The following is a 15,331-nucleotide window of genomic DNA, read 5'->3' as shown; positions in this document are numbered from 1 at the left end:
CGCACCGACTAATGCTGCACTGACGATAATCCCCCAATAAGCAATGATGCTTGTTGGGGGATTGTCATTAGTAGTTTACTGCCTCCCGATATTCTTGCTACTGTGCCTCAGTACTTTTGTCAACACGGTTATTATCGGTATTTTTATTGTCCGAACTTTCATTCTCAGTAGGCTGGTTGTCAGGATCTATAACATCAGTGTTGTTCTTAGCGCTGTTCAAAACTTGAAGCGCTGCAATCCAGTTTTGCATGACATCAATCTCTGCCTGCTGTGTATCGATAATAGTCTGTGCCAATTGGCGCATTTCCTCATCGGTGCCGTACTCGAGCTGGACTTTTGCCATATCTACTGCGCCAATATGATGCGGTAACATGCCACGAGCAAAGGCCATATCAGGCATAGGATCGGCAATACCTAATGTCATATCACCATGCATGTCTTCCATGCTCTTGGCATATGCATGCTGCATGGCAGTCGTATTAGGCTTAGGTTTGGGTGCATCAGGGTGGCTGGCAAGCCATTTATTTAGAATATCAATCTCAGCTTGCTGTGCGGTGATAATATCTTGAGCAAGCTGTCGCATAGCCTCATCAGTACCGTATTTCAGCTGGATTTTTGCCATATCTATTGCGCCGCGGTGATGTCCAAGCATACCTTTGGCAAATGCAGTATCAGGGTCGTTGTAACCCATACCAATCAGCATCTCAGCATGCATATTAGTCATGGTTTTCTTATAGTCCTTGAGAATATCCGTCATCTCGGAGGCATCCGTGACGTTTACATCGTCTTGCAATGCATCTTCGCTCATGTCGTCATGCTCAGCATGAGTAGTATCAGTCACTGGTGGCGTGCTTTCTTCTACGGGTGCCGGTTGATTGTCCTCTGCTGCTGGCTGACACGCGCTCAGCAAAAGCGCCGCGAAAATGCTGGTAGCCAACAAAGCAAAACGATGAGAAGCAATCATGACATATCCCTATTATAAAATAAGACGATAAATGGATAAGACCCACTTTATACAACTAATGGCTATACATAACCAATGACGTGCCGAATTTTAGCAGATAAACCTTACCCATTCGAGACGCTATGTTTAATAGGTCGTAATATCTTTATATTATATGAAATTATATATCGGTAACTGAGCAACGAGCAACTCAGCAACAGACAGCTAAGTAGTGTTCACTGATTGATAATACCCAATTGCTGATAATGTGCGCTATCTAAGGAGATGCGCACAAACTCACCAACCCCTAGATTGTCAAGTTCAAACCCTGCAACCGACCAACGGATCAAGCGTAGACAAGGTAGACCAACATGAGCAGTCATGCGTCTAACTTGACGGTTTTTACCTTCGTAAATCGTCATCATCAGCCATGAGTCCGGCACACTTTTACGCTCACGTATCGGTGGGTTACGCTGCCAGAGCATCATTGGCAACTCATCTTCACGGACGTGTTTAACAGTGGCGGGCAGGGTCTTACCATCTTTTAGAATCACGCCTTTACGCAGTTTGCTCAGTTGCTCGGTAGTAGGAATCCCCTCGACTTGTACTAAGTAAGTCTTACCTTGCTTGCGTCCAGCATTGGCCTTGGGTGGATGAGTGATGGCTTTATTGACACGCCCATCATCGGTCAAAATAAGTAGACCCTCTGATGTGGCATCAAGCCTACCTGCCACACGTAAAGACTTATCGGTAAAGTACTCAGATAGGGTAGTGTGATCGTTATTGCTGTCATCTCTGAACTGACTTTGCACGCCATAAGGCTTGTTGAATAAAACGAGACTAGACATAAAACGATATTTCCTAGTATTTGGTGAGTGGTGGTCTATTGTAGCCTATGTCTTATAAGGTCACGCCAGTATTGAGTAATCGGCATTAAACAATCAGCATAGCCGTCTTGTCAGTGACAGAATAGATGTCGCATCATCCGCTACAAAAGTAGGACAGTGGTCATATAGGTTTATTGCTATTCTAAATCCATATCCCAATAGTGGTTTTTTGTATTTTTGGCGAGATAAGCATTCAGTTTGATTATGATGTTGTTTTTGTCTTAGCTTCTGTCGCTTAAAACTATTTTTAGTACGGTTCAAACCAATGATACCAGGGCTACAGTTATTACGGCTTTATTCAGTTCATATTTGCTCAAATCACAAGTGTGTAGGCGCTAGAACGATAAGAAAACCGCTAGCATAACAGCGTGTCCAACTCGTTTGTGCTCTATAACAGACAATCAAGGAGTATCATCTATGTCATATGATAAAGTTATCGTACCAAGAGACGGCGAAAAAGTGACCGTAAATGCTGATTTGTCGTTAAACGTCCCCAATCATCCGATTATTCCGTTTATTGAAGGCGATGGTATCGGGGTAGACATCACACCCGTCATGAGAAAGGTGGTCGATGCGGCGGTCGATAAAGCCTATCATGGCAAAAAATCTATTGTATGGATGGAAGCGTATCTCGGCGAAAAAGCGGCCAAGATATACGACGGTGATTATCTACCAAGTGAGACGTTAGAGATTTTAAAAGACTATGTCGTTAGTATCAAGGGCCCATTGACCACGCCAGTGGGTGGTGGCTTTCGCTCACTCAATGTGGCAGTACGTCAGGAGCTCGACCTATATGTTTGTCAGCGTCCAGTACGTTGGTTTGAAGGCGTGCCAAGCCCAGTTCAGCATCCTGAGCTGACAGATATGGTTATTTTTCGTGAAAACTCAGAAGACATCTATGCTGGCATCGAGTGGAAAGCAGGTAGCGAGGATGCTAAAAAAGTTATTAAGTTCCTAAAAGAAGAGATGGGCGTCACCAAGATTCGTTTTGATGATAACTGCGGTATCGGTATCAAACCTGTCTCAAAAGAAGGCTCCCAGCGTCTAGTACGTAAAGCAATCCAGTATGCTATTGATAATGATTTGCCAAATGTGACTCTGGTACACAAAGGCAATATTATGAAATTTACTGAAGGGGCATTCAAGGATTGGGGCTACGAGCTGGCAGCAGAGCGCTTTGGTGCTGAGCTATTAGATGGCGGCCCATGGATGACGATAAAAAACCCAAAAACCGGCAACGACATCATTATTAAAGATGTGATTGCTGATGCGTTTCTGCAACAGATTTTGATGCGTCCTGCAGACTATTCTGTAGTCGCAACGCTCAACCTAAACGGCGACTATATCTCTGATGCGCTAGCGGCTGAGGTCGGCGGTATCGGTATTGCGCCAGGAGCAAACAAAGGCGGTGCTATCGCAGTCTATGAAGCTACACATGGTACCGCGCCCAAATATGCTGGTCAAAACAAAGTAAACCCAGGGTCATTGATACTATCTGCTGAGATGATGCTACGTGACATGGGCTGGTGTGAGGCGGCTGATCTTATCATCGACGGTATCAAAGGCGCGATTGCAAACAAAACAGTGACGTATGATTTTGAACGTCTCATGCCTGACGCTATCTTACTCAGTACTTCTGAATTTGGTAAAGCAGTCATTAAGCATATGGATGCTTAGCGATATACGTGCTGCGCCATAGAAGTTTTAAATAATATCAGTGCTCAGGGCACTATGCTCTATTAAACATCATTAAAAGCCATCTGCTGACGTAGGTGGCTTTTTGTATATTTGAAAATTGAAAAGGAAGAATAGAGCTAGTCATTGTAAGAGTAGATACGACAGGTGGACGATAAGGTCAACCATCTATATAGGGTGCTGTATAAAAGCGAGCGTTCCATATTTTTAGAGCGCGCATAAAAAACACCTCAATGTCCTAAGACTATTGAGGTGTTTGATTTACAGTGACTGTAAATAGCATAACCGGCATAACTAACTTCGACTTTAAAGCCTAAAGACAATTATGCTCAATTATCTCGGCACAGCTATTTAAACAAACTATAGCGATGCCAATGCGTCATTAAACAATTTGCTTGGGCGCATTACTTGTGTCGCTAGTTTTTCGTCAGCATAGTAGTAGCCTTTGATATCTACAGATTTGCCTTGAGCATCATTGAACTCTTTGACGATAGCCGCTTCGTTGTCTTGCAGATTTTGCGACAGCTCTGCGAACGTCGCTTTTAGTTCCGCGTCTTGATCTTGCGCCGCCAGCTCTTCTGCCCAGTACATAGCAAGATAGAAGTGACTACCACGGTTGTCCAGCTCGCCTGTCTTGCGTGATGGCGACTTGTCGTTCAATAGCAACTTCTCAGTTGCGGTATCTAACGTGTCAGCCAACACTTTGGCTTTGGCATTTTTATCATTTGTCGCCAGATGATCCAGAGACTCTGTCAATGCCAAGAACTCGCCCAAAGAATCCCAACGTAAATGATTTTCTTCTGTGAGCTGCTGAACATGCTTTGGTGCAGAACCGCCAGCGCCTGTCTCAAACAAACCGCCGCCTTTCATTAATGGCACAACCGATAGCATCTTGGCACTGGTACCTAGCTCTAGGATTGGGAATAAGTCAGTGAGGTAATCACGTAAGATGTTACCGGTAGCAGAGATGGTATCAAGACCGCGAGCGACACGCTCCAAGGTATAACGCATGGCACGAACCTGAGACATGATTTCGATATGTAAGCCATTAGTGTCATGATCTTTTAGATACGTTCTGACTTTTTTGATCAGCTCGTTCTCATGTGGACGGTATGGGTCGAGCCAGAAGATAACTGGTGTATCTGAATCACGCGCACGGCGTACTGCAAGTTTTACCCAATCTTGGATAGGCTCATCTTTGGTCTGACACATGCGCCAGATATCGCCTTTCTCAACGCGCTTTTCTAGCAATACTTCATCGGTCTCAACATCTACAATGCGGGCAGTACCAGCATCGCTAGATTCGAATGTTTTGTCATGTGAACCATATTCTTCAGCTTTTTGAGCCATCAAGCCAACGTTAGGCACGGTGCCCATTGTTTTTGGATCAAAGTTGCCATGCCATTTACAGAAATTGATCATCTCTTGGTAAATACGCGCAAAGGTAGACTCTGGCATCACGGCTTTGCAGTCATACATTTTGCCGTCTGCACCCCACATCTTGCCACCTGAGCGAATCATCGCTGGCATAGAGGCATCAACGATGACATCACTTGGCGAATGGAAGTTGGTGATACCTTTTGAAGAGTCCACCATCGCCAGACGCGGGCGATGCTCTTGACAGGCATGTAGGTCGCGCTCAATCTCTTCGCGTTTTGATGATGGTAGGGTAGCGATTTTGTCGTATAGATCTGCCATACCGTTGTTTACATTGATGCCTAGCTCATCAAAGAACTCGCCATGCTTTTCAAAAGCTTCTTTATAATAAATACGTACCGCGTGACCAAATACGATAGGGTGTGACACCTTCATCATGGTGGCTTTTACGTGCAGTGAGAATAGAATACCAGCTTCGCGGCAATCTTCCATTTCACGCTCATAAAATTCTAGCAACGCAGATTTGCTCATAACCATCAAGTCGATGATTTCTTTATCAAGCAGCGCAAGTTTAGGTTTTAATACTTTCGTGGTGCCATCATCAAGTAGTAGCTCCATACGTACGGTACGGGCTTTGTCTAGCGTGATAGATTGCTCACCATCATAGAAATCGCCACCATGCATGTGTGATACATGCGTGCTTGACCACTGTTTCCATTCGCCCATAGAGTGCGGATGTTTGCGGGCATAGTTTTTGACTGCTTTTGGCGCGCGGCGATCTGAGTTGCCTTCACGAAGTACTGGGTTGACAGAGCTACCTAGGCTCTTGCCATAGCGCTTACGCAATTCTTTTTCTTCATCAGTTTGTGGATCTTCTGGGAAATCAGGTAGTGCAAAACCTTTGCTTTGTAATTCTTTGATAGCGGCTCTGAGCTGCTGTACAGAAGCACTGATGTTAGGTAGTTTTATAATATTGGTATTTGGGTCTTGAGTCAGGCGACCAAGCTCAGCTAAGTTGTCAGGAACACGTTGCTCTTCAGTCAAGTACTCAGGGAACTCGGCCAATATACGCGCGGCAACAGAGATATCAGTGCTCTCAACAGAGACGCCTGCAGTTTGCGTAAACGCTTTAATAATAGGTAAAAAAGATAGAGTCGCCAGCGCTGGGGCTTCGTCAGTTTTTGTATAAATAATTTTTGACATTTTATTTAGATCTTCCTTTAGTTGTCGTTAATAATAAAGCTCAAATACAGTGTTGAAGATGGGTCAATGATACTATGCAGTAATGAATGATATCGTTCGATCAAGTACGTTGTATGTAGCTGCTTAGCAATATTCAAATTAGCAATATTCAAGATGGGTAAAGCATTTTCTTTTAATAAAATTTATTCAAGCAGCACTCTTAGGCAATACGTCAACTGTGATGCGATATTGCTTAAGAGTCATTCACTGACGGTATATTATAATCAATCCACTATAAATCCGATAGGTTGTCAATCATATACGATGAACCAAGTATACTGTTTTAATCCATATCCTATGATTTCTAATTGTACTAAGCTAATAACAACCTTATTCTACCAGTCATCGGCTTCGATATCATCTTTTCCATACAACTACTGTCTTTTTATGGGCTTTTATATCGACCCAAATGCTGCAGCAACCGCATAACAAAAAACCATCGACCTCTCAATCGGTGGTTTTTTATTACGCCGCAATAATTTTTGCAAATTGTGACAGCAAAACCGCAAAAATTTGCTAGGCTAGGTCATCAACAGATAGATTATCTATATATAGCGACGATGAATATGAGTTTAGAGTATGCGCTGATCAATGATACCAGTTGGCAGAACCAGACAGAATGGCAAACGCCAGATACCCCTTTTATGTCATTTGAGTTTTGGCAAGCGTTGACTGACACTGGCGCGATTGGTGAGCAAGCAGGCTGGCTACCGATATTTATTTTGGTACATCGAGTCGACAATCATGCTGGTAGCGAAGGCAGTACCGATGGCTCAGTAAGCAGCCCTGCAGAAAGTGCATGGCAACCTGTGGCCGTGATGCCTGTATTTATAAAGGGTCATCATCGCGGTGAGTTTGTATTTGATCATTCATGGGCGGAAGCTTACGCGCGCTATGGCGTAGATTATTATCCGCGTTTGGTCACCAGCGTACCCTATACCCCGATTACAGGTCAGCGTCTTTGGATAGCAAAAGGGGAAACCCTAAACGACGATATCCTCAAAACAGCCATTGCAGGTATTGACGATATTGCCCAGCAAGTGGGTGCCTCAAGCTGGCATGGGCTATTTGTCACTCCTACGCTGGCATCTATTGCTACCATCTCTATGCCTACTGAAGTTGATGTAGAGCGTGCGATAGTCGCACAAGAGAGTGGTGCTGATGCCGTGCCTATCGAGATGCCTATACTCGAGCGCCAAGGCTGCCAGTTCTTATGGCAAAACAAAGATTTGCTCAATAACAGTCAACCATTTGCTGATTTTGATGCGTTTTTGATGACGCTAAAAGCCAAAAAACGCAAAACCATTCGTGCCGAGCGCCGCAAAGTTGCAGAGCAAGGTATCACCTGTGAGCGAAAGTGCGGCGATGCAATCAGTGAGGCAGACTGGAAAGCTTTTTATCATTGCTATGTCATGACCTATGCGGTGCGTGGACAGCAGCCTTATCTCACGCTAGACTTTTTTATGGTATTGGCAGAGAGTATGTCTGAACATATTATGCTCGCACAAGCGTTTGATGCTGGTGGTGAGATTATCGCGAGTAGTCTGTTCTTATATGATGACCCTAATAGCGATAATGAGAATTCTGATAGGGATAATGTTGATGGCAATGCTACCTTGTATGGACGTTACTGGGGTGCGCTTGGTGAGTATGACAGTTTGCATTTTGAGCTGTGCTATTATCAAGGTCTTGAGTTCGCCATCGAACGGGGGTTGACGTTTTTTGATCCTGGGACACAAGGGGAGCATAAATTGGTTCGAGGATTTATTCCAACAACGACGCACTCTATCCACCGTATTTATGATCCGCGGTTTGTACCTGCGATTGGTGACTTTTGTATGAGAGATCGGATGCATATGGCACAGTATCGCAAGCAGGCGTTTGAGGCGCTGCCTTTTAACGCGGATAATATGCCTGATTTTAATAGTAGCAACTCATAGCAGTCACTTATAACGGCAATCAGCCATGGTGAATGCTGCTTCTACGCGCAAGCACCTTTTAACTATCAAATACCTATCAAAGCGTACCAGCTATCAACTATGACCTGTAACCTTTCTCATTCTACGCATTATCTACCACCTACCGAGCTGTTGCCTTGGCTGGGTGCCAAAGGCTCTCTCACTGCTATGCTAGAAGAGAGGGCAGGGCAGCCGCTGCGGGTAAAACGTAGCTTTGAAGGCTATCGCCAGCTGTCTCTAATGCAAAAAAAGCAGCTGGGTATAACAGGTGGTATGTTAGGACGACCGATGCTGGCATGGGTGCGCGAGGTACAACTCTACGGCTGTGATGACGCGCCATGGGTACAAGCCCAAAGTATCTTTCCGCTATATAGTTTGCAGGGTCAAGCACGCCGCCTTCAACAACTCAAAAACACCCCTATCGGCTATGTGCTGTTTAAGCGCTGCCGTACTTTGCCAAATGAGCGCTTTGTTAGCCAAACGAATGACGGTTGGCAACGACAAACGCGTTATGACTGGCATGGTCGCACGCTCATGATTAGCGAAACGTTCTTGCCTGCATTTTTATCTAACGCGCTGTAAATTTTTTTATCCCTTTATTCATACAAAAAGGCAGGTAGGCGAAAATTCTCAATGGGTAAATCCTTTATTTTGTTGGCTATTTAGCTGCGTTATATGACCATTTAATTCGCTCATCTTAAGGTGAGGTTTTTTTGCGCTCATCGTATAAATTTTCATGTTACACTTAATCTTTCGCAGTGATATCGATGCAAATGTATATCGATTTTATTGACGAATCAGTCAAGTTAATAGCAGGTTAATCGCCTGTGTTTGTTCTTATTTTATTCTTTGCTAATAGACGCCATTCACAATAGTGGACATACCATAAAACAGAACGTAAAAAGACAACAGATTGTAGAAAAACAGAGTGCAGAGGTGTTTAACATACCTCAAGCGACGTTGACGCATTAGTTGTTTTATTGTGGGCAGGCTATCAGCTTCTTTTCAATGACATTTTTTCAATGACAGTCACTACTTAGGACATCACTATGTTTAAAGATATTTCTATCAAAGATTTTGATCCAGTACTTGCTGAAGCCATGGCCGCAGAAAGCGTTCGTCAAGAAAACCATATCGAATTAATTGCGTCTGAGAACTACTGCTCACAAGCAGTAATGGAAGCGCAGGGTACTGACCTGACCAACAAATACGCAGAAGGCTATCCTGGTAAGCGTTACTACGGTGGTTGTGAGCATGTGGATGTCGTTGAACAATTGGCAATTGATCGTGCAAAAGAGTTGTTCGGTGCTGAGTATGTCAACGTCCAGCCACATTCTGGTAGCCAAGCAAACTCTGCGGTATTTTTAGCATTGCTAGAAGCCAATGACACCGTACTTGGCATGAGCTTAGACGCTGGTGGTCACTTGACGCATGGCGCGCACATTAATTTCTCAGGCCTGAACTACAACGCTGTACAGTATGGGTTGGTAGACGGTACTGGTTTGATCGATTATGACCAAGTAGACGCTCTAGCACGTGAACACAAGCCAAAAATGATCATTGCTGGCTTTTCAGCGTATTCACAAGTAGTCGATTGGCAGCGTTTCCGTGACATCGCTGACGAAGTAGGCGCGTACCTGTTGGTAGATATGGCACACGTTGCTGGTCTGGTTGCAGGCGGTGTTTATCCAAACCCAATACCTTTTGCCGATGTAGCCACCACTACCACGCACAAGACCCTACGTGGCCCGCGCTCAGGTATGATCTTGTCACGTGATGAAAAATTGGCTAAAAAGCTTAATTCTGCGGTATTCCCAGGCAACCAAGGCGGTCCGTTGATGCACGTCATCGCGGCAAAAGCAGTCTGCTTTAAAGAAGCGCTAGAAGACAACTTCAAAACTTATCAACAGCAAGTAGTCAAGAACGCACAAGCAATGGCGAAAGTCATCCAAGAGCGCGGCTATGACATCATCTCTGGTGGTACCGAAAACCATCTGATGCTGATCAGCCTCGTTAAGCAAGAAATGACTGGTAAAGAAGCGGACAAGTGGCTTGGTGATGCACACATCACTGTCAACAAAAACGCAGTACCAAACGATCCAAAGTCACCATTCGTGACCTCTGGTATCCGTATCGGTACGCCAGCAATCACGACTCGTGGCTTTAACGAAGCGCAAGCAGCTGATCTAGCAGGTTGGATCTGTGACGTGTTAGACAGCCGCGGTGATGAAGCAGTTGCAACTGAAGTACGTGGTAAAGTAGAAGCGATCTGCAAAGAGCTGCCAGTGTACGAGAAAAACCAGTAAACCTAAATCTATACTGATTGAGTCAGCTCTCCTTGAGAGTTGAATAAAAAAACCGCTTAGCATTTGCTAGGCGGTTTTTTTGTTGTCCTCTATAAATATCTGAGCATCTAGCGCAACCTTGTACTGGCATTATCATCTAGTAATTTTAAGCAACTTTAAGTCTGTTATGTATACCTCAAACCACTATCAACATTATTTGACAAATATAGTGAATTCGCCTGAATTTGATTGTCAATATGAGAGCGCTAAGTTGATGTTTAGTCGAGAAAAACATATAAATTTTTTTTGTTTATACAAGAGTATTAGTATATAGTCAGCATTGAACGTTTAGTAATAATACTAATACAAAGTATAATAAATAATTACACTTTGTATTAGTGTCGATGTAATTGATTAAGTAACGATATAAATATTATTTTTACTAAAGGGATTTATATGAAAAAACAATCTTTAGTCGCAACGATGCTATTACTTAGCACTACTCTTGCCCAAGCAGCAGAGCAATCAGGTCTAGCAGCATTTGGGGCAGGTCTCGACAGTTTCATGGCCAGTATATTTGGCTGGTTCGTTGATCTTATTTTCTTCTCAGTACCGCTTGGGGACGTTAGCTTCCCACTCATTGTAGGTTGGTTGTTAGTTGCCGCCTTAGTCTTTACCTTTTATTTTGGCTTTATTCAATTTCGCCAAATAGGTTTGTCTCTAGATATTGTCAGAGGCAAATATACTGATCCCAATCCCGCTACCAAAGAAGAAGGCGAGGTCAGCCATTTTCAAGCCTTAGCGACTGCCTTATCAGGTACCGTTGGTCTTGGTAATATCGCAGGTGTTGGTGCCGCCCTTGCTATTGGTGGGCCTGGTGCTACCTTTTGGATGATTATGGTCGGCCTATTCGGTATGGCGACTAAGTTTGTAGAGTGTACGCTAGGTGTCAAATACCGGACGGTATTACCATCTGGCGTCGTATCAGGTGGTCCTATGTACTACCTAAGCCGCGGTATGTCTGAACGTGGTATGGGCGGATTAGGTAAATTTCTGGCAGTTGGCTTTGCACTCATGTGTATATTGGCGACCTTTGGTGCTGGTAACATGTTCCAGGGTAACCAAGCCTTTGCAGTAGTCAGCTCTACTTTTAACGTGCCAACGGAATATAGTCTATTCTTTGGTATTGGCTTAGCGTTTTTAGTTGGTATGGTTATCATTGGCGGTATGCCGCGCATCGCAACTGTTACCGAAAAAGTCGTACCATTCATGGCGTTGTTGTATATTACTATGGCGGTAATCGTACTGGTTGCTAACTTTAATCTCATCGGCGCTGCATTTGGTGAGATTTTCACGGGTGCCTTCACTGGTGCTGGCGTGGCTGGTGGCTTTATTGGTGCGTTGATTCAAGGTTTAAAACGTGCGACCTTCTCTAACGAAGCAGGTGTTGGTTCAGCTGCTATTGCTCACTCGGCGGTAAAAACCAAAGAACCTGCTACTGAAGGTTTAGTCGCGCTGTTGGAGCCTTTCATTGATACAGTTGTTATCTGTACCATGACGGCACTTGTTATCACCATCTCTGGAGTGAACACTGCTGCAAACTTGCAAACGCAAGCGATCACTGGTGTGGATCTAACCCGTGCAGCCTTTATGGAAACGGCGCCTATCTTCCAGTACTTCCTAGCGGTTGCGGTATTATTGTTCGCATTTTCAACGATGATTTCATGGTCATACTATGGTCTAAAAGCTTGGACTTACCTCTTCGGTGAAGGTAAAGGCGGCGAGATGATATACAAACTTATCTTCTTAGTGTTCGTTGTTATCGGTACTATCGTACAGTTTAGCTTTGTTATCGATTTCTCAGATGCGGCTCTGTTCGCTATGGCGATCTTTAACATCATCGGTCTATACTTCTTGATGCCAATTGTGAAAAAAGAAGTGAATTCTTTCGTCGCTCGTGTGAAGAGTGGTGAAATCAAAAAGTATAAATAGTGGGTTTGATTGAATACGCTATAATAATTTGATAATTAAAAAAGCCCGCCAAGATGAGTTTTGGCGGGCTTTTGATGTCTGACATTCTTGATTTTATAGACAACTATCAAGCTTCAATCTACGACAGCATTAGCCTACATAAACGGTAACTTGGTAAATATCTGTAGTATCGTCGCATTGACGATATCGACAAAGAACGCACCTACCATCGGCACGATTAAAAACGCTTTAGGCGAGGGCAGATAGCGATCCGTAACTGCTTGCATATTGGCGATCGCCGTCGGGGTCGCCCCCATACCAAAACCGCAATGTCCTGCTGATAGTACTGCCGCATCATAGTCTTTGCCCATGACCTTAAAGGTAATCAGGTAAACATAGATAATCATAATGATGGTCTGTACGACCAATATGATCAATACAGGACCTGCCAAATCCGTCAACTGCCATAGTTTCAAGGACAGCAATGCCATCGCCAAAAACAGGCTCAATGACGCATTACCAAGCACATCAATCGAGCGGTCAAACATATCAAAGTTGAAGACCATGGTTAGTACATTACGTATGATCACGCCGCCTGCCAGTGCCCACACGAATGTCGGCAATTCAAACCAAGTGCCTTCAGCAACTATGGCCATCACATCGGCAAAAGCCAAAGCACCTGCAAATAGTGCCAAGGTTTCGATAGTAGAGGACGCTGTGATAAAGCGCATGCTATCAGGTCTCTCAAAGATATCTTTATTACTACCTGCCGACTCCTCATCGTGCTTAGTGCTATAAAGCGACTGATTTCCTGCGACCTTTTCTATATCGCTTGGGTTCGGATTAGCAGGCGCGGGCTTTAGGCCAAGTCGATTGATCAGACGACGCGCCACGGGACCACCGACGATACCGCCTGCGACCAAACCATAAGTCGCAACGGCGATACCCAATGTGGTCGCGCCAACCACGCCGTAGTCCTCTTCTAAGGTAATGCCCCAAGCCCCAGCAGTACCGTGACCACCCGTCAGAGCGATAGAGCCTGTGACCAGACCGAGTAGTGGATCAAGCCCTAATGCACTTGCCATAGCCACACCAACGACATCTTGTAGCACGATAAATACGGACACTACGATGGTGAAGATTAATAGCGGTGTACCGCCCGCTTTTAGACGACTAAAATCAGCGCTCAGACCGATAGAGGCAAAAAACATCAACATGGTGGCAGTTTGTAACCCTTGATGAAAGTTGAAGCTATATCCCCAAACCATATTGAGAACATAGACAACAATCGCTGCGACTAGACCGCCTGCAACAGGCTCAGGAATATTGAAGTCTTCTAAAAACTTGACTCTCTTTACCAAAAAACGCCCCAGCAGTAGCACTAAGGTCGCGAGTATCAGGGTGTAATAACCGTTTAAGGTAATCTCCATAGGTTAATCCTTTATATAAAATAAATTAACCTGAATTCGGGATAAATATGGCTTTATCTCGAATTCAGGTTTCTATGATTCAGGTTTTTATGATGATGAATGATTAACGGTGATTACTCTATTAACAACACTAGATCTCATCTGCAGATGGCACAATGATCCACAATTGTGGTTTGCCAAAGTCTCGATAGGCATCTTCAATGATGCATTTAAACATATTGAAGTCTTCGGTATTTATACTTTTTGCTCCCGTCAAATCAAGCATCAGGTGCATCACATCGCTATCTGTCAGGCAGTCCCATGCACTGTCCCAGTTATACGAAAAGTAATCAGGGAACTCACAGGCGCAGGCAAGACTCGTCAATAGCGTGGTTTTATCCAGTATGTCACCCGCTGGTATGGTAACAGCCTGCGCAGGAATATCCGCATGTAGTGCTGTACCGTTTTGGTTAATGTGGCCTTGATTAATACGGTCTTGATCAACATGGCTTTGGTTAATATAGTGGATGGCTTGGCTTATACGTTCTTGATCGATATTTGCTTTTTTTATATCTGCTTGTTTCATGTCCGTTGTTCCTTATCTATGCTGCATATCTGTTTGCTCAGTATTTGTTTGTTTAGCACTAAGGCACCTGCAGTCTTTGAAAACTATCGTAATGATCAATGGTCAAGTAATACACAGTAGGTGGATAACCCCCTGTGACGATACGACGTGCGCCGCGATGTGAGACGCCAGGTGTGGGTACGGTGTATTCGCGGTAGTAGCCTTGTGACTGTGCTGGTAGTCTGCCTTCACGATTATAAAACGTCGTGCCATCCTTATGTGGGTAAGGGTATGGTCCACCTTGCTGAATAAGCGCAATCGTATCATCGACTTGTGCATCACCCGTTATGCTAGCAGCAGAGCTATTAGTACTGATTTGACTTGTACTATCTGAGGCAGTTTGCGTCGAGGTGGTTGACTCAACACTATTAGCAAATAACGTTGAGCTGATATCGCCAAAGAAATAGACAGCAATGGCGATAATAGCAATGAGGCTAAATAGGGTAGAGCCTAGGCTTCTTTTATTTTGACTGCTGTTTTGACCGCCGTATTGAGTGTTATGTTGTCTACGATTTTGATTAACGGAGTTTTGGTTAATGTGATTTGAATGATTGCGTCGCTTGCTATCACTAGGTGTTTTACTGGGCGCACTTGGCCCAGTATCTGGTGCAATGCTCAGTGACGACGGTGTGACTTCGGTGGCTCGCAACTGGTTTTTTTCATTACGGGTACTATTGAAATACACGCTTTGACCAACCGTTATAGGCTCTACCAATCGTGCGTTACTAATATGAAAAAACACATCTTCACTTTGGTCATCTACATCGATAAAGCCATAGCCTTTATCCTGATTCCAGTGTTTAATCTTGCCACTTTGCATGGTTGCACCGCTCCCTGTAATTTAAATGTCTAAAATTTAAATGTCTAAAATTTGAATGTCTATAATTTAAAAACCTATGACTTAAATATCTATAATTTGCATACCTATTATTCAAATGA

The 15,331-nt window shown here is 44.1% G+C and carries 11 protein-coding genes; 5 read left to right on the top strand and 6 right to left on the bottom strand.

Features of this window, described 5'->3' with window-relative positions; all coding sequences use genetic code 11:
* Positions 1 to 97: 97 nt before the first annotated feature.
* Positions 98 to 964: a CopM family metallochaperone gene (gene copM, locus AC5JP1_RS08375; RefSeq protein WP_493843783.1), complete on the bottom strand. Its 867-nt coding sequence runs from the start codon at positions 962 to 964 to the stop codon at positions 98 to 100.
* 215 nt (positions 965 to 1,179) lie between these two features.
* Positions 1,180 to 1,791, bottom strand: coding sequence for an rRNA large subunit pseudouridine synthase E (locus AC5JP1_RS08370; protein WP_443525360.1), 612 nt, complete (start codon positions 1,789 to 1,791; stop codon positions 1,180 to 1,182).
* A gap of 456 nt (positions 1,792 to 2,247) precedes the next feature.
* Between AC5JP1_RS08370 and icd the strand changes: the two genes are divergently transcribed.
* A complete protein-coding gene (icd, locus tag AC5JP1_RS08365; RefSeq protein ID WP_493843782.1) occupies positions 2,248 to 3,507 on the top strand; it encodes an NADP-dependent isocitrate dehydrogenase in 1,260 nt (419 codons plus the stop codon).
* Positions 3,508 to 3,885: 378 nt separating this feature from the next.
* Here the strand turns inward: icd and AC5JP1_RS08360 are convergent, their stop codons facing one another.
* On the bottom strand, positions 3,886 to 6,105 hold the full coding sequence (locus AC5JP1_RS08360; protein WP_493843781.1) for an NADP-dependent isocitrate dehydrogenase: 2,220 nt from the start codon (positions 6,103 to 6,105) through the stop codon (positions 3,886 to 3,888).
* 605 nt (positions 6,106 to 6,710) lie between these two features.
* Between AC5JP1_RS08360 and AC5JP1_RS08355 the strand changes: the two genes are divergently transcribed.
* The 4 genes from AC5JP1_RS08355 (at position 6,711) to AC5JP1_RS08340 (ending at position 12,379) form a co-directional block, all read left to right on the top strand.
* Complete coding sequence (locus tag AC5JP1_RS08355) at positions 6,711 to 8,084, top strand: GNAT family N-acetyltransferase (protein ID WP_493843780.1); 1,374 nt, start codon at positions 6,711 to 6,713, stop codon at positions 8,082 to 8,084.
* Between the two features lie 99 nt (positions 8,085 to 8,183).
* Positions 8,184 to 8,684, top strand: a complete 501-nt coding sequence (locus AC5JP1_RS08350) for a chorismate--pyruvate lyase family protein (protein WP_493843779.1) — start codon at positions 8,184 to 8,186, stop codon at positions 8,682 to 8,684.
* A 467-nt stretch (positions 8,685 to 9,151) separates the two neighbouring features.
* Entirely contained in the window at positions 9,152 to 10,408 is a 1,257-nt protein-coding gene (gene glyA, locus AC5JP1_RS08345) for a serine hydroxymethyltransferase (protein WP_319051105.1), read from the top strand.
* A gap of 435 nt (positions 10,409 to 10,843) precedes the next feature.
* Positions 10,844 to 12,379 carry an alanine/glycine:cation symporter family protein gene (locus tag AC5JP1_RS08340; protein WP_493843778.1) on the top strand — a complete coding sequence of 512 codons (1,536 nt, stop codon included), beginning with the start codon at positions 10,844 to 10,846 and terminating at the stop codon, positions 12,377 to 12,379.
* A gap of 134 nt (positions 12,380 to 12,513) precedes the next feature.
* On the opposite strand, the gene gltS is transcribed toward AC5JP1_RS08340, so the two are convergent.
* The 3 genes from gltS to AC5JP1_RS08325 all read right to left on the bottom strand — a co-directional run bounded on the left by gltS (position 12,514) and on the right by AC5JP1_RS08325 (position 15,212).
* A complete protein-coding gene (gene gltS, locus AC5JP1_RS08335) occupies positions 12,514 to 13,788 on the bottom strand; it encodes a sodium/glutamate symporter (protein ID WP_443525370.1) in 1,275 nt (424 codons plus the stop codon).
* Between the two features lie 130 nt (positions 13,789 to 13,918).
* Complete coding sequence (locus tag AC5JP1_RS08330; protein WP_493843777.1) at positions 13,919 to 14,353, bottom strand: barstar family protein; 435 nt, start codon at positions 14,351 to 14,353, stop codon at positions 13,919 to 13,921.
* 58 nt (positions 14,354 to 14,411) lie between these two features.
* Complete coding sequence (locus tag AC5JP1_RS08325; protein WP_493843776.1) at positions 14,412 to 15,212, bottom strand: ribonuclease domain-containing protein; 801 nt, start codon at positions 15,210 to 15,212, stop codon at positions 14,412 to 14,414.
* Between the last annotated feature and the right edge of the window lie 119 nt (positions 15,213 to 15,331).

This window comes from Psychrobacter sp. H29, from assembly GCF_059073055.1.
The sequence above is the reverse complement of the archived record's forward strand: the minus strand, read 5'-3'. Positions and strand labels throughout refer to the sequence as shown.